Consider the following 22,487-nt stretch of genomic DNA (forward strand, 5'->3'; position numbering starts at 1 on the left):
TTTTGCCAAGCGATGGTAAGCCAAATCGACCGAAACGCTACGCGACGATTTCCTACGAACGCAGGACTCCGTCGTCGGATGCCTGCCAATACTTTCGCGTCTTTAGATCGACAGCGGTCAGCCATCCGCCGCCGTAACAATAGGTATCGATGCAAAGCAGGTGTCCGACATCGAGTATCTCGCCGTGGCGGTTGGCCGTGTGACCCACGACGGCTGTCTTACCGCTGATGTGTTGGGGAGGCACGCCTTCGGTCAGCGAATACCACCGCAGCATTTCGGTGCTCTGTTCTTCTAAAGGCAAGCCCGGATCGTAAGCTGCGTGAGTGAAGAAATAATCGTCGGTCACAAAATAGTCACCCAGCGAATCGAAAAACCGATCGTGCTCGGGAGATAGGAAATCGAGGCCACCGTCAAAGTTGTAGCTTTCCAGCGTTTCGACCCCGCCGTAACGCAACCAATTGTGGTGCGGCTCGCCATGCCGGACCACTTCCAACATCATTTCCTCGTGGTTTCCCATCAGGCTGACTAACCGCGTGCGTTTGCCCAACGCGATCAGTTCGTCGATCACGCCGGCTGAATCAGGCCCACGATCGACGTAATCTCCCAACGTCACCACGATGTCCTGAGGACCGGGATCCACCGCCTCTAGGAGCGTCTTCAAGGCATTTCGGCATCCGTGGATGTCTCCGATTGCGATCAAACGCTCCGTCAATGTTTCGTCTCCACCGTGGAATAGGGGGGGCCTGAGGATGGCAGTCCAACGACGAGACATCGTCCATTGCGACCAAAACCAAAGATAAATTACCCGACGGCTCACAGTAATCGAGTACAGCTATTGCCAGAACATCGTTCATCCGATGACGGGTTAATGTTGAAAGTTTGGCCTGAGTCGACGAAACTGTCTATATGGCACCTGGCACACTGATCTAGGCTTACTGCATTGCGGAACGGCAGCGAGATTGGTTTGCCACCCGATTTGCCCACGGTGATTCACTTTTGGTGACCCACCGTCGGTGATCCGCTCACTTCATTCCTTTTGGTTCGCTCATGACCGATTCTGATCCAAAGCCAGATACGACGTCGCGCCCATCACCTGAGTCTCTCGACTCGGCTGAACCGGTCGATTCGTGGATGCCCGACGAATTGGAACCGATGGGTTTTTTTGAGAACGCTGAGAATGTCGCTCTGATCGGCAGCATGCTGGTTCACTTGATCATCATCCTGTCGCTTGCAATGGTCCCGCTAGCCATCCGGCTTGAAGATGAAGCAGTCGTGATCGTGTCGAAGACTCCTGAATACGAACAGGAAGAAATCGAGACGATTGACGATATCACCTATAGCGACATCCCGCAGGTGCAGGTGGGGGCTGCGAGTCTGGAAGACGCTGGCATGGCTGAAGCATCCGCTGAGATGTTTGCCGAGGTTTCAGAGATCCCCATGCCGCTTGATCTCGAACCCGACGACTTGGGTGACATCATGGTCAACAAGATGTTCGATCAAGCTGTTGCGCCGCTCGACAAACTCGAAGATCAAAAAGGAAAAGTTGGCCAAGGTGCGGCCGGTGCCGTCGGCGCGGTTGATCGAATCACGTTTGAGGTTCTTAAAGAAATGGAAGAGAGTCCCACGCTTGTCGTGTGGATGTTCGATTTGAGTGGATCGCTCGAACGTCAACGTCGTGACATCCGCAATCGCTTTGATCGAATCTACAGCGAACTAGGAATCGCCGAGGCGAGTGGATCAAAGAGCTTTGCCAATAACGAAGATAAAGAGTCGCCGTTGTTGACCTCGATCATGGGATTCGGACAAGAAGTCAAGCTATTCACCCCAGAGCCGATTAGCGACCTTGATGAAATCAAGTCGATCATCGATGAAGAGTTTACCGTCGATACATCGGGGGAAGAAAAAGTATTCACGGCGATCGCTAGCGCCGCCAATCAATACAAGAGTCTCGCCAAGCCACGCGGCAATCGTGGTCCGCTTCGCAAAGTCATGTTCATCGTGGTCACAGATGAAAAGGGTGACGATGAATACTTGCTCGAAACTTCGATTAAGTCATGTCGCAATCTTGGAATACCGGTCTATGTCATTGGGGTTCCTGCTCCCTTTGGTCGCCAACACACCCTGGTCAAGTATGTCGATCCCGATCCAACTTACGATCAAACTCCTCAATTCGCCCAAGTCGATCAAGGGCCGGAAACGTTTTACCCTGAACATGTCCAAGTTGGCTTCACGGGTGACTTCCAGCAGGAACCCGTCATCGACAGTGGTTTTGGACCGTACGCGCTGACACGCTTGTGTTATGAAACCGGTGGAATCTATTTTACGGTCCACCCCAACCGAAACGTCAGCCGCAAAGTTCGGCGGGGCGAACTGGACGCGTTTGCCTCGGAACTCGAATACTTCTTTGATCCTACGGTGATGCAAAAGTATCGACCCGATTATTTGACCCAGCGGGATTACGAGAATCAAATCAAAGCCAGTCCGCTTCGCATGGCGTTGAAGACCGCAGCGGAGATGAAACCTGTTACGGGCCTCAGTCGCCCGCGAATGCGTTTTGTTCGTCGTGAAGATGCGCAGCTTGTCGGCGATTTATCCGAAGCACAAAAGGAACCTGCCAAACTCGAGTACGACCTGAGGGTGATTAGCGAAACGTTGATGCGTGGGTTCAAGCACCGAGAGGACGAAACCAGCCTTCGTTGGCGTGCCGGTTACGACTTAGCGATGGGCCGCGTCTTGGCTCAAAAGGTTCGTACGGAAACCTATAACGCTATTCTTGCCGAAGCGAAAAGCAAAGCATTCAAGGATCCCAAGAACAATACGTGGGTTCTGGAACCAAGCGAGGACATCACCGTTGGCAGTCGTTGGCAAAACGAAGCGGCAATGGCGAAGAAGTTGCTGCAGGGAGTGGTCGACGATCATGCCGGAACGCCATGGGCATTGCTGGCTAGCGAAGAGCTAAAGGTGCCGATCGGTTGGAAGTGGACCGAAACTTACACCGATTTGAATCCGCCGAAGCCAAACCCCGGCAATGGCAACAACAATCCTCCTCGACCCCCTAAGGACGACAAAGCCAAGATGCTGAAGAAACGTCCTAAGGATGCTGTCCTGCGACTGTAGTCGAGTCGTACCAACGCATTGAGTTTCTTTGCGTTCTCATCAACCGATCGGCTAGCGCGAGTCTTGATGGAACGAGCTTGCCGAAACACTCGGAGCCTACGATTGAATATTCGCTTTGTTTTTGGCTGCTTGCTCGCCATCGCGGTGGTTGGTCCGGCATTGGCAGATGCTTTCAAGCGTCCCAATATCGTTGTTTTACTTTGTGATGATCTTGGTTACGGGGATTTGGGTTGCTATGGGCACCCTCATATCCAAACGCCTCATCTCGATCGACTTGCATCCAACGGAATTCGTTTCACCGACATGTATTCCGCGGCACCGGTTTGTTCGCCATCGCGAGTTGGATTGCTGACCGGTCGCAGCCCGAATCGCGCTGGCGTTTACGATTGGATCCCCGAAGTTGGTCAGCGAGGAAGTGTTGGGCGATCGATGGTCCACATGCGTGCGAGTGAGACCACGATTCCATCTCTGCTTAACAATGCGGGCTATCAAACCTGCATGGCTGGAAAGTGGCACTGCAATTCGCACTTCAACAGCGATGTTCAACCGCAACCGGGCGACTTTGGTTTCGACCATTGGCTAGCCACTCAGAACAATGCAGCCCCGAGCCACGAGAATCCTCGCAATTTCGTTCGCAACGGCCAAGCGATCGGCCGAGTCGAGCGGTTTTCTTGTCAATTTTTGATCGATGAGGCGCTCACGTGGCTGCAATCGGCTGACCGTGATGCTCCGTTCTTCTTGTATGTTCCCTTTCACGAACCTCATGAACCGGTGGCGTCTCCCGAAACGCTTGTATCGAAGTACCGCGATGTTGCCCGAGACGAAGATGAAGCACAGTACTTCGCCAACGTTGCGAATGTTGATGATGCCGTTGGTCGCTTGATTGACGGGCTCGAAAGGATGAACGTGCGGGACAACACGCTCGTCATCTTTACTTCTGACAATGGACCCGAAACGCATAATCGCTACGCGTCGGCCAATCGATCGTATGGCCGTCCTGGTAAGTTGCGAGGCATGAAGCTGCACACGACCGAAGCCGGTTTCCGAGTGGTCGGTATTGCTAATTGGCCTGCGAAGATCTCCGCGAATCAAACGGTCGCAACGCCCATCAGTAGCCTTGATTTCTTGCCCACGTTTTGCCAGCTCGCCGATTGCCCTTCGCCATCGCAAGGACGTCTCGACGGAATCAATATCGAGCCCGTGTTGACGGGTTCGCCATCAAACCAAGTTACCGTCGAACGAGATCGGCCGTTGGTGTGGGCTTATTACAACGCTACCAACGAGGCACGCGTTGCGATGCGAAGCGGCAAGTGGAAGGTGCTGGCCAAGCTTGACAATGGAAAGTTAGCCAAGCTTCAAAACGTGACCTCTAAAAACGTCGACTTGGTACAAGCAGCCACCCTGACGGACATCGAAATCTATGATCTTGATTCTGATGTCAGTGAAACCATCGACGTCGCCGGACGTTCTGACGTTCCTACTGAATCGTTGACAAGTGAACTTGAAAACGCCTACCAGCAACTTTTAAGCGATTCTCATGTCTGGTCGGGTGACAAGTAGCGAATGGTTGTGTTCTCGCTTCGTTTTCACTCAAAGCGATACGAGTGATTGCTACGAGTGATTGCTATGAGTGATTGCTATGAGTGATTGCTATGAGTGATTGCTATGAGTGATTGCTATGAGTGATTGCTATGAGTGATTGCTATGAGTGATTGCTACGACTGCTTGCTATGAGTGATTACAGAACAGGACTGAACAGCCGGGCAACCGCGGTGCCCGCCCGCCCGACCCAAGGGCGAGCCGGTTTACCGGTTCCGTTGCTTTCTTCCGATGCAGCCAAGTCTTTTTGGAACATTGTCTCCACTTGGTTCACAAATTCACGATCGTCAACGGCCAACATCATTTCGAAGTTCAGGTAAAGCGAACGGTTGTCTAAATTGGTCGAACCAATCAATGCGAGTGAATCGTCAACTAACACGCACTTTTGATGAAGCACGCCGTCCTTGTAGCGAAACACCGGAACCCCGAGTTCAGCCAGTTCGTGTTCATAGTGGAAGCTAGCCAAGTAGGCGCCCCAGTGATCAGCGACCGCTGGTATTAGCACTCGAACATCAACGCCACGAGTTCTTGCCATGGATAAGGCAACAAGCAAGGCATCGTCGGGAACTAAGTACGGTGTACTAATCCAGACACGCGTTTTGGCGGCAACAATCGCCGCCGTAAACATCATGGTCGCTCGTGGTCGCGAATCCGCTGGGCCTGTTGAACAAACAGCGGTCAATCCATCGGTCTGGTCTCGATGCTCCGCGTGATTGACCACCTCTGCCCATTGGGCCTCAGGTAGACTGCGTCTGGCCGCCCAGAAATAATCGCCCGCGAAAACAGCTTGAATCTTTCTTGCCGCAGGACCTACAACTTCCATGCTGGTGTCACGCCAACTGGATGCCAGGGTTGTTTTGCCCAAGTATTCATCGCCAATGTTCAAGCCGCCCACGATCGCCCGTTCGCCGTCCGCAAGGACAAACTTTCGATGATTGCGGAAATTAATTTGAAAGCGATTCGCCCATCCTTGCCGGGTGTTGAACGCGTGGACGTCGACACCAGCTTCGGTTAAGTGTTCGATAAAGCGATTGGACAAACGTAAGCAACCAACTTCGTCGTAGAGCAATCGAACCGTAACGCCGGCACGAGCACGCTCCACCAGCGCGTCTGCAAAACGGCGACCCGTTTCGTCGTCACGAATGATGTAGAACTCGGCATAAACGTATCTCGATGCCGATTTGATTTGGTCAATGACTGCATCAAGAAAGGCTTGCCCGTCAATCAACAATCGAAACTGGTTGTTGCTGCTAATGGGAGTGTCCAAGACATCGGCCACCTGTTGCAGCGGTGTTTCGAGCGAAGTGGTGCGTTGGCAGGAACCCGTAAACAATTCGCGGCGAATCGAGGTGACCGACTGTTCGTGCTGGTTGCCGACTTCACGAATCGCTTCCCGATAACCCGAAAAACGATGGCGAGCAAAAACCCAGTACAGCGGAAGGGTTAGATAGGGTACCGTTACCAACCCGACGACCCAGGCCACGGCAGCTTGTGAGGTGCGAACGTTCTGCAAAGCATGAAATGCAGATACGAAAGCGGTAAGGTGAACCAACAACAGGCTCGCCGTGATAATAAGCGCTGTCCATCGAAGGTCGAGTATTTGCCAGTAGAAATCCATAGTTCAAGGATAAGCAAAACTCGGGCCGCTCGTTGATCCCATCTTCTCGGGAATTAAGAATGCACTAAGTTTGAAGTCGGTTCGACCGACATGATACGATTGGAATTGATCGGTGGCGTACCATCGTATGTGGCGGACGATATTAGGTGGGGCCCTGGTATTTCGCCCCGCAATACTTAAGCACCCAGCATTAAAGCACCCAGCATTAAAGCACCCAGTATTTAAGTATCCAGTATGCAAGCCCGCGAGTATGTCGTGTTCGTCGAGGCAAAGGGACTATCATCCGAGCTGACTCAGTGAACCTCTCCATGGACGTACAGACGGAACCGCAGCGTGACTCGTCGGTGACATACATCCCGCGGTCGGTGATCTTAATTCCCGGATTGTTCGAACCTAGCATTGCCCTGCTGCCGCTGCAGATTTCGATGCAGACGCATGCGGAAACGATCGAGCGCTGGCACGATCGAATTGCTTTTCGTTCCTTCGAAAAAAGCGTTAGTCGGCTCGCTGATGCGATCGCCGGCGATCCCGACGAACTTGGTTCCATTGGTCTTGTCACGCATAGCTTTGGCGATTGGGTCGCTCGCGCGGCGATTGCGAAGTCCAGTCATCATCGCGTCCGTTCAATGGTTTCGCTCGCCCCCGTAATGCGATCGGGGTTCTTGTCTTGGCTTGCTTATGCACTGACATGGAAACTCATTCCCGAAATCAAAGTCATCATGGATCGCGAACTGGCCTGTGCGAATCTCAATTGCGATCAACGAGTGAGGCGTCTCGTGATCTGGTCTCATTTCGACGAGAGCCTACGGCAGATGCCGCTTGATCAAGTTCCCAATGTTCGTGTCGAAAAAGTTTGGGCAACCCACCTTTCCATTGCCTGGCAACCAAGAGTGCTTCGTCTTGCCAAAAACTTTTTGTTTTTCCCGACGGAAAATTAGTGCCATTGCGGTCTTATAATAATGACATGTTGCACCAACACGCTCCCATGATCATGCGCTGGCCGAATGAAGCTAATTCTTCAACGCGGTTTTGCTTTGTTTCGGATTTGCATTGTTTTAGCAGTCGATCGACGGCCACACAGCATGAGTCTTTGATCGAACAAGTCATTGATCGAAGCGATGTCTGCGTTTGGGGCGGCGACCTTTTCGACTTTCGATGGAGCCAGGTTGGACATGAAGACGATTCGATCGAAGCGGCACTGGAATGGTTGAGCCGATTTTACGAAGCGTACCCTACCAAGCAGTTTGTTTTCCTAACAGGAAATCACGACGCTCATGGGGGCTTTGCGGAGCGATTGCGTGAGTGGGGACATGATCGAAATCGGTTTCTTTGTGGGCTCGATGCGCTAGTGGTCCGCGACACAGTTTTCTTACACGGTGATGTGATCGAGGGGGGCGGTACCGATATCGCGTTTGCGAACTACCGCCGAACGTGGCAGGGCAAACCCGTCGCTCATCCTCACGCTAGCAAGTTTTATGACGCAGCAGTCTCGGCGAGGTTGCATCAAGCCGTCGCAATGAGTGCGCACCGCCGGCGAAGGACCTGCCTGAGACTCGCAAGATGGATCAACCGGCAAGACTCAGCCTTACTCGAACCGATTGAACGTGTCGTCTTTGGTCACACTCACCGCCAGATTGAACGATACCACAATGCCGGCTTTGAATTTCACAACGGAGGCGCGGCCATCAAGCACGTCAAATTCAAGCCTGTCGAACTCGTGATTTGACGATTCTCTCGCGCGACGTGCATGTGTGGGACGAGCATGCAGTCGAGTCCATGTCTGTGTTCGTGTCTGTGTTCGAGCAGGCACCTATGTGATCGCTAACACTCGCAATCGCTGACACACGCATCGCTGACACGCTCACCGTGACACGCGATATCGCTGATGCACGCAATCGTGACCCATGCGAATGCGAACGTTGACCACGGCAATTGGTTTGACTGTGATTGTGATTATCGCGATTGGCGTTACAACACCTGCTTTTACGCCCATCCTGCAAGCGAAACTTAATGCTCCATCGAGCTTCGGACACACTGGCTGCAAAGTTGCCGTTCTTCTACGGCTACTTGATGATTCCGCTTGCGATGATGTTGCAGATCACGACCAGTCCCGGCCAAACGTTTGCTTTTAGTGCTTTCACGCCATCCTTTCGCCAAGCGTTTGCGATGAGCGACAGCCACCTTACGTTCGCCTACATGTTGGGGACGTTCTTAGCGGCCATTCCTTTGACCATCGTTGGGCCTTTGTCAGATCGTTTCGGATTGAAGGGGTTGTCGACCTTGGCCGTCTTGGGAGTGTCGTTGACATGTTGGCTGGCATCATTCGCAACAGGTTGGTGGAACTTGTTGCTTGTTTTTTTCTTGCTACGTCTGCTAGGTCAGGGATCGCTCAGCCTGCTTGGCGGAAACGCAATTTCGATGTGGTTTCGAAATCGAATAGGGCGGGTATCCGCACTGATGAGCATCGGAACTGCCTTCGCGTTCGCCTGGGTTCCTGGCATGATTCGCAATTCCATTGACGCCATTGGCTGGCGTGACACGTATCAAGTGATCGCCGTGCTAGTTGCCGCAACCACCCTGCCGCTAGTGCTCATCTTTTTCCGCAATCGACCGGAAGAAATCGGGCAGAGTGTCGACGGAGGGCATACCCATCGCACTCCAACTCAAAACGACAAAACACCTTTGGCGGGTTCTCAACAGCCGACTCGAACCGAACCCGACGCAATCGCAATTGCAATCGAAACCGAGCCGTCGATGACATTCGCTCAAGCGATTCGGACGCCCGCCTTTTGGATTCTGGCAGTTACGAATCTTGCCTGGGCATTGATAGGAACCGGAGTCGTGTTCTATCTCTATATCATTTGTCAGCAGCGGGGCTTCGAGGTCGACGTTCCCAGCAACCTATTCAAAACGTTTGGCCTGTGCATGCTGGCTGGACAGCTTGGCGGTGGAGTGCTGGCGGACTTCGTGCGACTGAACCGCATGCTCGGCTTAGGCACTGCGATGCTATGTCTTGGAATTAGTTCGTTGTTGGTGGGGCGAAGCGAAACGACCTTGCAAGCCTTCGCCGTTTTTTTTGGTGGTGGCCAAGGATTGCTCTTGGCTGTCGGATCCGTGGTCTGGGTTCGCTACTACGGTCGCCAATCCTTAGGGTCAATCCGTGGCAGCGCTTGGTGCGCCACGGTGGCTGGCAGCGGTTGCGGTCCTCTTTTGATGGGCATGTCGCTTGATCGATACGGTAGTTTCGATCCGGCGATCAAGTTGTTTCTCGTCACCATGGGGATCCTCGCGGTCGCATCCTGGTTCGCTATTAACCCGAGTAAAGTTTTGAACCCAGAGCCAAGCTTGATAGTCCCCGACAAAGACTTGATAGTCCCTGGCAAAGAAATAGATGGCTGACTGACAGAGTCATCACTCTGGGGTCTGCCTTTGATAAGTCTGCTGTCAACGGTTGGCATGAACGACTGAAATTAGGGCCAGCATCAAGGCCGGCATGAGAAAGTCCGACCGTCGTTGTCAACAACGGTGAATGATCTCAAAATGGACGGATCGCACCCTCAGCAGATTTGGGAAAACAAGGTCGATCACAACTACCGCTCGTTACCCCGTTTTGCTCTCACCGCCTTGCCCCGTTTTGCTCCCACCGCCTTTTGTCTCACAAAGACCCTTGGTCCACAGCAAATCAATGAATATCTGCGGGTAGCCAATGGGGTGCCTCTCAGAAGCAGGCATTAAGGTCGTGCTTCTTCGCCCTATATCGGATATTCCCCGTCAGCATCGCCGTTTCGCTGGACGGAGCATAGGATAGGTGGACGGTCGACAACGCATGAGGACGCGCAAAAGAAGCATGTTGACCCTCAATTTTCGATCACATCTTCACGACTAAAGAATCGAGTTCTTCAATGCTCAAGACGCTGACCTGCACTTCCCTGCTCATTTCTCTCATGGCGATTTCCACGATGGCGCAAGACAACTCGGCCCCCGCAACACTTTCGCAGCAGTTGGCTGAAAAGGCCGCTGGGTTTGCCAAGAAAGCACCGGCCGACCGACTCGCGGCCTTCACCAAAGGCATCGACGACGTGCGAGCGAGCGGAATTGAAGACTCAGCAAAGCAAGTCGGGGACGATGCGGTGGATGGAACATTGGCTGGATGGAAAGGTGATTCCGTTACGCTGAGTGAGTTATGGAAAGAAGGCCCCGTGGTGTTGATGTGGTATCGCGGCGGTTGGTGTCCGTACTGCAACATTCAGCTTCGAGCGATGCAGCAATCGCTCGACAAGATCGAAAATGCGGGAGCGAGATTGGTTGTGTTGACTCCAGAGTTGCCAGAGAAAGCCAAGGAGACGGCCGAGGCAAGCGGCATTTCAATCGTGGCCTTGCACGATCAGGATTTAGCCCTAGCGAAGAAGTACGGAATCGTTTTTGAACTGCCCGAAGTGATTGCTCCGATGTATCAAGCTCGTTTGCCAGAGTACAACGGCAACAGCGCACTCGAGCTTCCACTCTCTGCGACCTACGTCATCAATTCGTCGGGGAAGATCACTTACGCATTCTTGGACGCTGATTACAAGAAGCGAGCAGAGCCCAGCGAAGTCATCGAAGCTGTCAAAGCCGCAGCCAAATAGTTCGCCGCTTAGCGAGATCAAGTGACAAGCCAAAGGCTCGCCGCAACGGTTCACACAGATGGAATTGAGGAGTTTGCGAGTCGATAGCTCGAGTCCGCCTTTGCCGTCCTTTGGGATCTCGATTTGATGAAAACTAAGGTAGTTCATGGTCGCCGATACCAAGAACGCTTGCCAACGGTAGCGAATGGTTGATTGCCTTCGTGTCGACCGCCTTTGTGCTAGCTGCTTTTCGGGAAAGCGAAACACCGGCAATCTTGTCGATCGCCATCCGAACGCATGGGGAGGCGAACTCCACCATGACGCCTTCGGCGAGGGAAGAGTCACATGAGAGGTTACGCGTGGCGTTTCCTTGCCTGCGAACGGTGTCTCTTCGTCTTGTCACTGTGCTTTGTGGGTTCGTTTTCACGCATGCCCAAGATCATGCGACCCATGAAACCTTGGGACCAATGAAATCGTAGCTATCACTGCATATAAAAGACGAAGTGTCTTTGTCCTTACGATATTGGCTGCGTCTGGCCCGGTTCACCAGCGATGACGCGTAGGTTGCCGTTCACTCTTATATCAATGTGATAACGACCCGGATGCCGCCGCGTTCCACGAAAAAACCCCGCAAAACGCTGGGTTTTACGGGGTTTTCGATGATGGACGATACAGAACTCGAATCTGTGACCTCCACGATGTCAACGTCTCTGCACCTTGCGAGAACAGCGTAAATTGCGAAGTCAAAAGCAACGACGCCGAATGGTTGCACCACTGGTTGCACCTGATTGCCGAATCGGGTCAAAGGTCGGGCGCTTCGGTACTGGTCGATACGATCGCCGAAACGCTAGGGGCCGACGCTGTTGGACGGTTGCTAGATGCTTTGCAAAAACAAGCCAAGGCGGTTGATTGAGAATGAACGGCGGCTGTCTGAGTGCATCGCACGACTAACCGAGGGACAATCGCGCCCGTTGATAAACTGGAACGATGCAGAGATGCGGGGGGCAATACGGCTTTCGGGTCCCGTACAGGTATCGCTCCGGTCGCGGTATTGCTGAGTCGCAACTACTGGTAGACACAGTCCGACGCAGTGATGCAAGCGGGGAGGGGGCCGGTGCGTGATCGTGCTTGGCACCCCCGGCACAAAGGTACTTCGACGCGACTGCTTGGCGGGCACCGCTATTCCTACTTCGTAACTTTCGCACGAACGACGCATGAACCAGGACCACCCCCACCACCAATTGATTGCGAGTACGGGGGGCGGGTATTTTCTGCGGGATGAATTGCTTACGACCGATTGCTCCTGATGTTTGTTGTGCGTGCAGCAAAGTGATTTTGCGGGTCCTTTCCAGGTAAAGGCTGGGAGCGGGTAGGGGCACCGCGAACTGTGTCTGGTTGCAAAAAATGAAAACTGGCTTCCCTTTCCTATATTGGGAGATACCAACGATTCGCTGTGTTTTCAGCAATGGCAAGGGAAGTCGGCATCGCCGAACGAACTCTCTCTATGAGAGCGGGGCTCGGGCATCGCAGAGGATCGGAACCAAGACCCCGGAAGGACCCCGCAAGGTTGCTTCGTCGCGTTTCTTGCCCAACAATGACACCAATGCGGGTCTGATCGCCCGCTGTTTTCGTCGTCGCCTGATCCGCGATGACTTCCAAAGGTACGCCGTTCGCTACGGCCGCACGATTCCACCGGTCGCTGACGCCCTTTCCGTCACGGCCGGTCGAATCGGCCTATTGATTGAAAGGATTGAGAATGCGCCAAGACTTCATAGATCAAGTCGCTCACCATTGCCATGATGTCCCGCCGGAAGATCGAACTTTCGCCGATTTGCTTTTGGGAATGCGTTGTATTGAATCATCGAAAAAAGCAGCAATTGAGAGCCAAGAAAAATCAGAGTCATTCCCAGCGAACGATAGAAGCGGCCATCGCGATTACTACATGCTTGCAGCGATGCGAGAAGATCGTATAGCGAGCAAATTGCTTGGGGACCTTTTGACTTGGCCGGGAGTCGATCGAATCAAAATAGAGTTTGAATCAAACGGGGACCGATTTTCTTCTGAGTCGTTAATCCGCTATCGGGCCGTTTTTTGCAAGACAGCGAAAATCACAACGATGGATTTCGACAAAAAGAAAATCTTGGACTTGGCAAGTTTGCTCGATGAAGAAGCTGATAACCCCACCGAGTCGGAAACGGAAAGGCAGTTAGACGTAGTGAAATCTGAACGGATGCGACGGCAACTTGCAAAGGAAACATCCGCGTTGGCGCTGCAAAAAATTGTTGATTTGATTTCAGTTTCGCAGTCTGGTTTGGTTGGTGTTATGCGGCACGGAGAGGAAGCGATAACACATTCAAATATGGAGACGAGAACCCACGTTGGAACGTCGCCGCTCAGTTCGACAACTGCACTACAACCCCAAGCATCGGAGGCCAAGAACGCGACATTTGAAAAGATGACCGCCGATGCGGAGGGCTGTGGTCTATCTGTCGTGCAAAAGCTCGAAAAGATTGTCCCTGAACTGAAAGCCGACGCGCCGTTTTGGAATCAAGCCAAGTCTGTGAAAGGAACGTCCGAAGGCACCCTGGCAAATAAGCGTTCCGAGGCACGCAAGCCTGATGGGTTCGGTGATGAAATCGCAGATGGGACATTCGGCTACCACGTCCCGGTGAACTCGAAAGAAAGGGGTTTTGTTGTTTGGCGATTGAATAAAGGTAAGGCTTACTACCAGTGCGATGCGACCGGGAAGCATCTGATCTATCCATTAGACTCGCTGCCTGACTCACTATCTCCCTCACTCCCTCACTAGTCTGCCTCACTTGCCTCATTCTCGCCAAAACGGCGATTGAGTGACATTGCAAGACAGCATCTAACGACGACTGAACGCCAGCAACTTCGCTGGTCTTCATTACCCGTTGTTGGATGGAGTTAAACCAATGACAAACTCAATGATGCCCAAAGCATCAGAGGCGATCGTGGACACTGTTCGCGATGGCCACAAACGAGCAATGATGTCAGTTGATGATGTCGCTGCCGAACTCGGTTGTTCGTCTCGCCATGTTCGCAGAATGATCGACGGTCAAAGACTACCGAGGCCGATTCGACTTGGGTCGCTGGTCAGAATCCTTCGCTCGGATTTCGACCGCTGGTTAGCCGATGGCTGTCCAAATGTTCGCAACGCAAGTAAGCGGGGGCGGACATGAATGCCAACGAAAACCAATCCGAAGCAAAGCAGGGTTTTCTATTCGACGGTATCGGATCCGAGTTTGATTTCTTTGTTGGCGTAGCTGTCTTGGTTCACAGCGACGACGACCGGATTCGTGTCGCGAAACTAGCGTTCCTGGAATGCTTGCTGAGCGACGGAACCGTATCAATGGATTCGATTGTTAGGGACTCGCACGCAACGTACGAGTCCGCGTCGCTGTCCAAAAAGATCGGTCCTGCGATTCGAAATTTACAACACGACGGTTTGATACGTTTCGTGACCACGAAGCACAGTAGTCGCAAGTCACGTAAGGGTGGCTGGACTGGTGTGTGGGAACTCTTGGACCGAAAAGCCGCCGAAGCCAGAGCAAGCCGACTACGCCTTGCTCTTTCAATAAAAAACGACCCAGCGAGGGCAATCGCTGAGTCGCCAATTTCAACAAACTCAAAACCTGATGGGAATCAAAATCATGAGACTGCTAAGTAACATTCTACACCCTGAGAAGCTCGACGACGACACCAGCTTAGACTTGCAGAATGCGGGTTGCGTCCGTACGACCAGCCAGGGAATCGAAGTGCATCCAGAGCGACGAGCGACTCGTTTCGACGTTCGTGGTTTTCTTGACCGACTAGCAAAGCATCAGTGCAGAATCCCTGCCTGATCTGCTGATCGTCTTTGGTGCAGCCCGAATCACTCGATTCGGGCTGCCGTTTTCTTGCATCTTTGGTTCCAAGGCAAATGCACACAACACGACAACACGCCGAAAACTACCTTGCACTCGGATGGTCAGTCTTTCCATGCAAAGTCGCAACGAAGCGACCAGCGGTTCGATCCTGGAAGCCGTATCAATCGACACGTACCAACAGAGATAAACTTGCGAGATGGTTCGACGGTGCTGACCGAAATATCGCAATTGTCTGCGGTGATGTTTCCGACGACTTAATCGTGCGGGATTTCGATTCTAAGGGCCAATACGAGCAATGGTCGGCGAATCATCGCGACTTAGCAAAAACGCTTCCTACGGCTCGCACAGCGAATGGACACCACTGCTACGCTCGGATGTCTCCATGCCCAAGAGTGAGAGTCAACGGCGTTGGTGATGGGGAACTGAGAGGGAACGGTGCGTATGTCATCGCACCACCAAGTGTGCATCCAAGTGGTGCAGTCTACGAATGGATTGTCCAACCATTCGCAAAGCTACCATTGGTCGAATTGAGCGACCTTGACCTGGTACACCTTGAAGGAAAGCTCTCCTATGGTGAGGTGTTACAGAGCCAACAGAGTCAACGTAGCCAACAGAGCAAACTAAGCCAACAGAAGCCAACCGATGTCGTAGGCGAAGTGAGCGTTTTTCGCTCGCAAGTTTCCGACGCTATTGGTGCATCGGTGCCAACAACATCCGGTCAACGAAATCGGTGCTTGTTTGACCTTGCACGAAGGATCAAGGGGATTTCCAGCGAACCAATGCTAACGGACGATCTGATTGCCATCTTCGATCACTGGTACGATTTGTCGGAATCAAGACTAGGCACGAAGGACTACGCCACGTCGCTCGACGACTTCCTAAGAGCGATTGAGAACGCACAGACACCGTACGGTGCGACTATGGAAGAACACTTCAATCAAGCAATTCGGGATGGCTGCCCGCCTTGGATATCGTCGACGAAATTCGATCCTAAATGCAAGGTTCTTGCTTCACTATGCCGAACTCTGCAACGCGCCAACGGCGAGGATCCTTTCTATCTATCGGCACACGTCGCTGGTGAACTGATTGGCGTTAAGCCGATGCAGTGCTGGCGTTGGCTTGATTTGTTCGTGCGACTGGAGCGGATTCACAAAGTTGAAACAGGAAACTTTACGCAACGAAAAGCAACGCGATTTCGATATGTCGCGAATGACCTTTGATCTCGGTCGATGAATCACGGTATGATGTCGAAGCGACGGCTAGGAACGGCTTAATTACCCGCTCTGAAAAGTCGGCATCACCACTGATCTGCCGTCGCAATTCTATTTCAATGGTGAACGTGAAAAGGTGAAACACTGATGGGAACGCTAATTAAAAAAGTCGTCACCCGGCCTATGCCGACCGATGCAAAGATTGTCACCCGCAACGGCAAGCAGATTGCCCAATGGAAAGACCGACGCGGCAAAAAACGAACCGCCGAAGTGACCACCGGCAAAAGCGGAACGCCACGAATCAGAACCGAAGCGGCAACGTGGACGGCGAAGTACCGCGACGGGGAAGGGGTCGTCCAAGAAGTCGCGACGGGATGCAAAGACAAGCAATCGGCGTTGGCGGTGTTGAATGATTTGACGACACGGGCCGAACACGTCAAGTCAAAGATTAAGTCACCAGATCAAGACCGTATTGCCGATCACGCTGGCACACCGATCGCTGAACACATCGAAGCGTTCTTAGAATACCAACGTCAAAAAGGGACGCACGTTGACCGGGTCAAGCACTACAAAACGAAGCTCTACGAAACCTCCGACGCTTGCCGGTTTCGCACGTTGTCAGACTTGTCGGTCGATCGGCTAGAAAAGTGGTTGTCCGAGCAACGTAAAGGCGACCGTAACCTTTCGGCATCGCTCTACAACGGCTACCGCGAAACTTGGATGGTGTTCGGCAATTGGTGCATAGGCAAACGGCAAAGCCGAAAGCAAACTCACTTTAACGGCGAAAAGCGTTTGATCGCTAACCCTTTCGATGGCATGACGCGGCTGAACGAACAAGCCGAACGCCGCCGGGAGGCCCGGGCATTGACGGAAGCCGAATTGGTGAAGCTATTGGAAGCTGCAAGAACGCGACCGATGATTCACGCTCGGACGATCTACCGGGGACCGAACAAAGGTCAGTTGCTTGCCAAGGTTCCCGACGATCGCCGCCGCGAACTCGAGCGACTCGGACGCGAAAGGGCATTGATCTACAAAACGCTGGTGCTGACCGGGTTACGGGCCAACGAACTGCGAACGCTGAACGTGGGCGACTTGTTGTTCAAGGAAGTGCCCAGCATCAAGTTGAAGCACGACAACGAAAAGAACCGAGCCGGGTCCGAAATCGCATTGCGTTTGGATTTGGCCGCTGACTTGCGCAAGTGGGTTGCGGGGCGCGACCGATCCGACCGAGTGTTCACGGTGCCCGATGGCATCCTGCGGATTCTCAACCGCGACCTGGAAGCCGCTGGCATCGAAAAGACGGTGGACGATCGAGTCGTCCACGTTCATGCCTTGCGACACAGTTTCGGGACTCACCTATCTATCGCGGGCGTTGCACCCCGCGTTGCCCAAGCCGCGATGCGACACAGCAACATCAGCCTGACGATGGGCACCTACACCGATGCTCGGCTATTGGACACTGCCCAAGCGGTCGAGGCGTTGCCATCGCTGCCGATTGCCGACGACACCGAACAGCCAAAACCGGACGGCTTAGGGGATGATCGGCCCGGCGAAACACAGCAAACGGACGCCGAAGCTGGCCCGCGAATGGTTGCACCACTGGTTGCACCTGATGCAGTCCAGGAGGGTCAAAATAGTCCGTTTTTGTCCATTCCTGACCAAACCAATGAAGCCCAGAACGAAGGGCCAGAACACGAAAAAACCCCGCAAAACGCTGGGTTTTACGGGGTTTTCGGCAATGGACGATACAGAACTCGAATCTGTGACCTCCACGATGTCAACGTGGCGCTCTAACCAACTGAGCTAATCGTCCGATTTGGGGTCGCTGGGACTGGTGGTCAGTCCGGATTGTTGATTTCGGCTCGCGGCCGGTTCGGGCTGCTGCGAAATCAACTTTCGTTGGGCTGAGTAGTTTGTGCAGGTCTTGCCGAGTCGTCAAGTCGGTCTGATCAGCCGGTTTGGATTCTCCAGACGGCACAAAGGTCGCAATTCTTACTATTTCCGGCAATTCGCTGTTGACGCTTACCACCCCCGCGTCGGATACTTTCGGAAGTTTGGGGTTGACAGGGACTCCGCACGCTTTGGTGCAGTCGGGTCCCGAATCGGTGCAATTAAGCCCGGTGGTCATCCTCGCTCACGCATTCCAACGGTGAAGCTTTGCTTGCGGCAAGGCTGCCTGATGGGGTGCTCATTTCCTTTTTAAATTGTGCTGGTAGCCCACCGGCCGGAGAAGAACGCTTTTAGTGGCATTAGCTCGCAGAAACCAACTACCTGAAACGCGTGATAGTACGCGAATCAACGCTAACATCCGAATTACCCCCGTGCGGGTCGTCAGTGAAGACGGAGAACAGCTTGGCATCCTTCCTACCGAAGATGCGCTTCAGCGCGCTCGCGATGCCGGTCTTGATCTCGTAGAAGTCGCTCCTGGTGAGCGGCCTCCGGTTTGTCGAATCATGGACTACGGCAAATTCAAGTACGAGAAGAACAAGAAGAAAAACACGGGGCAGTCCCACACCAAGACGAAGGAAATTCGTCTACGTCCGAAGACGGGTGATGAGGACATTCGCACCAAGATCCGCCAAGCCCAGAAGTTCCTTGAGCATAAAGACAAGGTTCAAGTGAGCGTGCTGTTCCGCGGTCGCGAAATGGCTCACATCGAAGAAGGCCGTAAGGTCATGCAGAGTGCGATCGAACAGCTCAGCGAATTTGGCAAGGTGGAAACACCGCCTCAGCAGCACGGTCGTCGCATGATTGCGATGATCGCGCCGAAGTAGTTCGGACCCGTCGTTCGTGTGTGCTGGTGCCATTCCTGGTCTTCCACTGGAAACCATCTGCTCGACCCTCACTCAAATCGCTCCGCTACGCCTAGCGGAGGATTGGGACAATGTCGGTTTGCTGGCGGGCGACCGCAAGGTGATTGTTTCGCGGGTGATGACTTGTTTGACGATCACCCCCGACGTGGTCGATGAAGCGATCGAATCGCGAGTCGGTTTGATCGTGGCGCATCATCCGCTGCCGTTCAAGCCGCTCGGAAAGATCACCACTGACACGGTTGCTGGCGAAATGTTGTGGCGTTTGCTTGGCGCTCGCATTGCCATCTATAGCGCTCACACGGCCTTTGATTCTGCGGCGGTGGGAATCAATCAGCGATGGGCTGATTTGCTTGAACTGCAAAGTGTTGAACCCTTGGTGCCCTCCGATGCATTGGTTGGAACGAAACGCGAGGGAGCCGGTCGCTTAGGTCACTTGCCGGCACCCGTTTCGATGAAGGAGTTGACCGTGCGGGCTGCCGACATGGTTGGTGCCAGTGCGCCGCGGATGGTTGGCGGCGAAGAACGGCTGGTCAAACGGATCGGAATCGCCTGCGGCAGTGGCGGTAGTTTTCTTGCCGCGGCCAAGCGACGCGGGTGCGAAGCCTTGATCACTGGCGAGGCAACCTTTCACACATGCTTGGAAGCACGCTCGATGGGTATTGGCTTGGCGATGATGGGGCACTATGCGTCCGAGCGGTTTGCCATGGAGTGGTTAGCGACTCGGATGGCCGACGAGCTTGACGGAATTGAGGTTTGGGCAAGCCGCAACGAGAGTGACCCCGTCGTGCGGGTCTAACGATTCGTTTGCGCCTATCGACACGTATTGGAACGCGTCGGTTCAAGCGAGGGGGGAAACGCTCACTCGTGCGTGCCAGTCGTCGGCTCCCATGTTCGGTAGCGATCTTGGTTAGCGGCGTTTGTTGGCGATGTCTTATGGCGGACCGCGGAGCGTTCCGGCGACTATAGGGTAGCACTCGCCTCGCTGGGAATGCATTTTTCCGCATTCTTGGAACGCCGGTTGCTCTGCGTGTACAATTCGATGGCCACCGAAGAGCCATTTTGACAGGCGCTAAACTGGCGTCTTTATTTCTTTTGAAGGTTAATTGATGGCTCGATCAGAACACAGGAATCCTAGCGATCGTCGTTGGCTCGTCGCCTTACCGGTTTACAACGAAGTTGGTTACGTCAATTCGGTGCTGGACGAAGTGGTGCAGTACGCGGATCACGTACTGGTGGTTGATGATGGTTCGAGCGATGGAACGGCGGAGGTCCTAGCGACACGTTCTGATGTTGAGGTCGTCCGTCACGATCAGAATCGCGGTTACGGTGCAGCCCTCATTACCGCGTTTGAACATGCTATCCAAGGGAACTACGAAGGCTTGGTGACCTTGGACTGTGATGGTCAACATCAACCTAAACGAATTCCTCGTTTCATTGATGCCGCGGCCTGCGCAGACATCGTCTCAGGTAGTCGGTACTTGAAACAATATGAGGGCGACGATGCGCCCCCGCCCGAGCGAATGTTTATCAATCGTCGCATCACAGGCGAATTAAACCAGCGTTTGGGATTCGATTTGACTGACGCCTTCTGCGGATTCAAAGCTTATCGCACCGATGCGTTAAAAAAACTTCGGATCACAGATCCCGGTTATGCGATGCCGCTTCAGTTGTGGGTGCAAGCGGCGGCGGCCGGACTCGATGTGATCGAGGTTCCGGTACCGCTGATCTATTTGGATTTGGAAAGATCGTTCGGTGGTTCGCTTGATCATTCCGAGACTCGATTGCGTTACTACCACCAAGTGCTCGATGATGCGATTGCGGAAGCAGCAACGCTGGGATGCGAGTTTCCATCACGCGATGCATCACTGGCTGTGAACAGCCGGATTGGGTAGACGAGTTCGATGAATCTTGGAAAGTTGGCCAATCCGAAAACGCAATTAGTCGAGGATGAAAGCGAGTCTCGCTTTCGAGATTACCGCGCGCCATCGAAGCATGGCGAAGCGTTAATCGATCCACGATTAGATGAAGCCGACACGATGGTGAAAGCCAACCGAGAGTTGTTGGATCAGTATGGTGATTTTTTTACGTCGCTACGGTCGCGAGCGCGGAGCCAGATGCTGGAAGATTCGCTTCGTTACACCTCGGCCTACCGCGATGTCACGTGGGCTCGAGAACGTTTGGCCAACAGCGACGCTGCGGAAATCTCGATCATCATGGCGGGCCATCAACCAGCCCTTTTTCATCCAGGGGTGTGGTTCAAGAACTTCGCACTTGATCACATTGGTCGCCAGCTCAATCAAGTGGATCAGGGGCAGCATGCGATTCCGGTAAATTTGGTAATTGATAACGACGTGGCTCCTGGCTCTTCGATTCGAGTTCCCGTCGATGGTGGACGGTCGCGAGTAACGGTTCCCTACGATACGGCGGGTGGCGGCGTACCCTACGAGCAAACCGTGATTCGTGACCGCCAGGTGTTTGATCATTTCGATGATGCCGTGATTAGTGCCATGGGGCAAACGTCGGCTGAGTTCGGTGAGCCCTGTGTGCGTCAGTTGTGGCGACATGCGCTCGAAGCGATTGGTCGATGCGGCGTGGCTGGTTGCGCGTTAGCTCAGGCCCGTCATGGGCTTGAGGGCGAGATTGGATTGCAAACGCTTGAGTTGCCTCTAAGTGTTCTGTGTCGAGGTGCCGCGTTCGCTGAGTTTGCGTTGGCGATATTGACTCAGTTGCCGAAGTTTCATGACGACTACAACCAGTGCACCGACGCTTATCGCCGTGCACATGGGATTCGCAGCTCAGCTCACCCCGTCCCTAATTTGTCACGTGAAGGTGATTGGTGGGAGGCGCCGATGTGGATCTTTGGCAACGATGATCCGCAGCGAAAGGCGGCTTGGGTCAAGATGGAAGGCGAGACATTGGTGTTGTCCGATACGATCGAGCCTGATGATCGAGCTCGAGTGATCCGGATCGACACTCGCATGCGCAAACTTGCGGCGGAACAATTGGCGAATCTAGTGAATCCCGATTTCAAGATTCGCCCGCGAGCACTAGTGACGACGATGTACGCCCGCTTGGTACTGAGCGACTTGTTCATGCACGGAATCGGAGGCGGCAAGTACGATCAATTGGGCGACCAAATCATCGAGCGGTTTTTTGAAGTGAAGCCACCGCAGTTCATGGTCATTTCCGCAACGGTGAATTTACCAGGGGCGCACCGTGGTAACGCAGTTGAGCGTATTGAAAAGCTGACTCGACAATTGCGAGACGCTGTTTATCAGCCAGAGCGATTTGCCGATCAGGTCGACATGGACTCGGGTCTAATCGGTCGCAAGCAAGCATTGATTTCGCAGCTCAGTGATACCCGACCAAGTAAGGCTTGGCACGACGAGGTCGCTTCGATTAACGCTGCATTGAGCAAGTCGTTGCAGAATCTGACGTCCCAGTGGCGCGAGTTGTTAGTGGAAGCCAAGCAGGAAGCCGCCGGCGATTTGGTGCAGTCAAGCCGAGAGCATCCGTTCTGCGTTTTCCCGCTGCAGTATCTGCTTGAGACTTATCGCAAGCTTTTGTGAATCGGCAAGCCGTTCGAGCTCATGGGAAAGTCGCAGTTTGATGGCGCTGAAACGTTATGCGGTCAC

General features: G+C 53.5%; 17 protein-coding genes, 1 tRNA gene and 1 pseudogene. 15 read left to right on the forward strand and 4 right to left on the reverse strand.

The features are described from left to right. Positions 1 to 52: 52 nt before the first annotated feature. Complete coding sequence (locus Pla22_RS11340; protein WP_390620263.1) at positions 53 to 712, reverse strand: metallophosphoesterase family protein; 660 nt, start codon at positions 710 to 712, stop codon at positions 53 to 55. A 335-nt stretch (positions 713 to 1,047) separates the two neighbouring features. Between Pla22_RS11340 and Pla22_RS11345 the strand changes: the two genes are divergently transcribed. Both Pla22_RS11345 and Pla22_RS11350 read left to right on the forward strand, forming a co-directional pair. Then, the gene (locus tag Pla22_RS11345; protein WP_146514713.1) at positions 1,048 to 3,117 is read left to right on the forward strand and encodes a vWA domain-containing protein; all 2,070 of its coding nucleotides are present in this window, start codon (positions 1,048 to 1,050) and stop codon (positions 3,115 to 3,117) included. A gap of 102 nt (positions 3,118 to 3,219) precedes the next feature. Further along, positions 3,220 to 4,677: a sulfatase-like hydrolase/transferase gene (locus Pla22_RS11350; RefSeq protein ID WP_242631944.1), complete on the forward strand. Its 1,458-nt coding sequence runs from the start codon at positions 3,220 to 3,222 to the stop codon at positions 4,675 to 4,677. Positions 4,678 to 4,855: 178 nt separating this feature from the next. Here the strand turns inward: Pla22_RS11350 and cls are convergent, their stop codons facing one another. Further along, positions 4,856 to 6,334: a cardiolipin synthase gene (gene cls, locus Pla22_RS11355; RefSeq protein WP_146514715.1), complete on the reverse strand. Its 1,479-nt coding sequence runs from the start codon at positions 6,332 to 6,334 to the stop codon at positions 4,856 to 4,858. Positions 6,335 to 6,642: 308 nt separating this feature from the next. Here cls and Pla22_RS11360 point away from each other — a divergent pair, with 308 nt between their 5' ends. From Pla22_RS11360 to Pla22_RS11375, 4 genes are all read left to right on the forward strand, one after another. Further along, positions 6,643 to 7,272: a lipase family protein gene (locus Pla22_RS11360; RefSeq protein WP_146514716.1), complete on the forward strand. Its 630-nt coding sequence runs from the start codon at positions 6,643 to 6,645 to the stop codon at positions 7,270 to 7,272. Between the two features lie 26 nt (positions 7,273 to 7,298). Further along, positions 7,299 to 8,060 (forward strand): metallophosphoesterase, encoded by a 762-nt coding sequence (locus Pla22_RS11365; RefSeq protein ID WP_242631945.1) that lies wholly within the window; start codon positions 7,299 to 7,301, stop codon positions 8,058 to 8,060. A gap of 284 nt (positions 8,061 to 8,344) precedes the next feature. Further along, complete coding sequence (locus tag Pla22_RS11370) at positions 8,345 to 9,733, forward strand: MFS transporter (protein ID WP_146514717.1); 1,389 nt, start codon at positions 8,345 to 8,347, stop codon at positions 9,731 to 9,733. Between the two features lie 545 nt (positions 9,734 to 10,278). Continuing rightward, positions 10,279 to 10,959 (forward strand): peroxiredoxin-like family protein, encoded by a 681-nt coding sequence (locus tag Pla22_RS11375; RefSeq protein ID WP_242631946.1) that lies wholly within the window; start codon positions 10,279 to 10,281, stop codon positions 10,957 to 10,959. 133 nt (positions 10,960 to 11,092) lie between these two features. Here the strand turns inward: Pla22_RS11375 and Pla22_RS11380 are convergent, their stop codons facing one another. Further along, positions 11,093 to 11,341 (reverse strand): hypothetical protein, encoded by a 249-nt coding sequence (locus tag Pla22_RS11380; protein WP_146514719.1) that lies wholly within the window; start codon positions 11,339 to 11,341, stop codon positions 11,093 to 11,095. Between the two features lie 1,752 nt (positions 11,342 to 13,093). Here Pla22_RS11380 and Pla22_RS11385 point away from each other — a divergent pair. From Pla22_RS11385 to Pla22_RS25665, 5 genes and pseudogenes are all read left to right on the forward strand, one after another. Next, complete coding sequence (locus tag Pla22_RS11385; RefSeq protein ID WP_146514720.1) at positions 13,094 to 13,747, forward strand: hypothetical protein; 654 nt, start codon at positions 13,094 to 13,096, stop codon at positions 13,745 to 13,747. A 202-nt stretch (positions 13,748 to 13,949) separates the two neighbouring features. Continuing rightward, entirely contained in the window at positions 13,950 to 14,141 is a 192-nt protein-coding gene (locus tag Pla22_RS25945; RefSeq protein WP_390620264.1) for a helix-turn-helix domain-containing protein, read from the forward strand. Then, on the forward strand, positions 14,138 to 14,629 hold the full coding sequence (locus Pla22_RS11395) for a hypothetical protein (RefSeq protein ID WP_146514722.1): 492 nt from the start codon (positions 14,138 to 14,140) through the stop codon (positions 14,627 to 14,629). The genes Pla22_RS25945 and Pla22_RS11395 overlap by 4 nt, the downstream gene beginning before the upstream one ends. Positions 14,630 to 14,881: 252 nt before the next feature. Then, complete coding sequence (locus Pla22_RS11400; protein WP_146514723.1) at positions 14,882 to 16,048, forward strand: bifunctional DNA primase/polymerase; 1,167 nt, start codon at positions 14,882 to 14,884, stop codon at positions 16,046 to 16,048. A 906-nt stretch (positions 16,049 to 16,954) separates the two neighbouring features. Continuing rightward, positions 16,955 to 17,425, forward strand: a pseudogene (locus tag Pla22_RS25665) (tyrosine-type recombinase/integrase); the annotation flags it as partial. Positions 17,426 to 17,778: 353 nt separating this feature from the next. Here Pla22_RS25665 and Pla22_RS11410 read toward each other — a convergent pair. After that, positions 17,779 to 17,852, reverse strand: a tRNA-Val gene (locus tag Pla22_RS11410). 430 nt (positions 17,853 to 18,282) lie between these two features. Between Pla22_RS11410 and infC the strand changes: the two genes are divergently transcribed. The 4 genes from infC to Pla22_RS11430 all read left to right on the forward strand — a co-directional run bounded on the left by infC (position 18,283) and on the right by Pla22_RS11430 (position 22,421). Continuing rightward, positions 18,283 to 18,813 carry a translation initiation factor IF-3 gene (gene infC / locus Pla22_RS11415; RefSeq protein ID WP_146514724.1) on the forward strand — a complete coding sequence of 177 codons (531 nt, stop codon included), beginning with the start codon at positions 18,283 to 18,285 and terminating at the stop codon, positions 18,811 to 18,813. 16 nt (positions 18,814 to 18,829) lie between these two features. Beyond that, positions 18,830 to 19,648 carry a Nif3-like dinuclear metal center hexameric protein gene (locus tag Pla22_RS11420; RefSeq protein WP_242631948.1) on the forward strand — a complete coding sequence of 273 codons (819 nt, stop codon included), beginning with the start codon at positions 18,830 to 18,832 and terminating at the stop codon, positions 19,646 to 19,648. Between the two features lie 310 nt (positions 19,649 to 19,958). Then, positions 19,959 to 20,744, forward strand: coding sequence for a glycosyltransferase family 2 protein (locus Pla22_RS11425; protein WP_146514725.1), 786 nt, complete (start codon positions 19,959 to 19,961; stop codon positions 20,742 to 20,744). A 9-nt stretch (positions 20,745 to 20,753) separates the two neighbouring features. After that, positions 20,754 to 22,421 carry a hypothetical protein gene (locus Pla22_RS11430; protein ID WP_146514726.1) on the forward strand — a complete coding sequence of 556 codons (1,668 nt, stop codon included), beginning with the start codon at positions 20,754 to 20,756 and terminating at the stop codon, positions 22,419 to 22,421. Positions 22,422 to 22,487: the final 66 nt, after the last annotated feature.

This window comes from Rubripirellula amarantea, assembly GCF_007859865.1.
In the GTDB taxonomy this organism is placed as follows: Bacteria; Planctomycetota; Planctomycetia; order Pirellulales; family Pirellulaceae; genus Rubripirellula; species Rubripirellula amarantea.

What these genes read in the sequence shown, in the direction of transcription:
- Pla22_RS11345 (WP_146514713.1), top strand. Translation starts at nt 1,048, where the DNA reads ATGACCGATTCTGATCCAAAGCCAGATACGACGTCGCGCCCATCACCT.
- cls (WP_146514715.1), bottom strand. Translation starts at nt 6,334, where the DNA reads ATGGATTTCTACTGGCAAATACTCGACCTTCGATGGACAGCGCTTATT.
- Pla22_RS11360 (WP_146514716.1), top strand. Translation starts at nt 6,643, where the DNA reads ATGGACGTACAGACGGAACCGCAGCGTGACTCGTCGGTGACATACATC.
- Pla22_RS11365 (WP_242631945.1), top strand. Translation starts at nt 7,299, where the DNA reads ATGTTGCACCAACACGCTCCCATGATCATGCGCTGGCCGAATGAAGCT.
- Pla22_RS11370 (WP_146514717.1), top strand. Translation starts at nt 8,345, where the DNA reads ATGCTCCATCGAGCTTCGGACACACTGGCTGCAAAGTTGCCGTTCTTC.
- Pla22_RS11375 (WP_242631946.1), top strand. Translation starts at nt 10,279, where the DNA reads ATGGCGATTTCCACGATGGCGCAAGACAACTCGGCCCCCGCAACACTT.
- Pla22_RS25945 (WP_390620264.1), top strand. Translation starts at nt 13,950, where the DNA reads ATGTCAGTTGATGATGTCGCTGCCGAACTCGGTTGTTCGTCTCGCCAT.
- Pla22_RS11395 (WP_146514722.1), top strand. Translation starts at nt 14,138, where the DNA reads ATGAATGCCAACGAAAACCAATCCGAAGCAAAGCAGGGTTTTCTATTC.
- Pla22_RS11400 (WP_146514723.1), top strand. Translation starts at nt 14,882, where the DNA reads ATGCACACAACACGACAACACGCCGAAAACTACCTTGCACTCGGATGG.
- Pla22_RS11425 (WP_146514725.1), top strand. Translation starts at nt 19,959, where the DNA reads ATGGCTCGATCAGAACACAGGAATCCTAGCGATCGTCGTTGGCTCGTC.
- Pla22_RS11430 (WP_146514726.1), top strand. Translation starts at nt 20,754, where the DNA reads ATGAATCTTGGAAAGTTGGCCAATCCGAAAACGCAATTAGTCGAGGAT.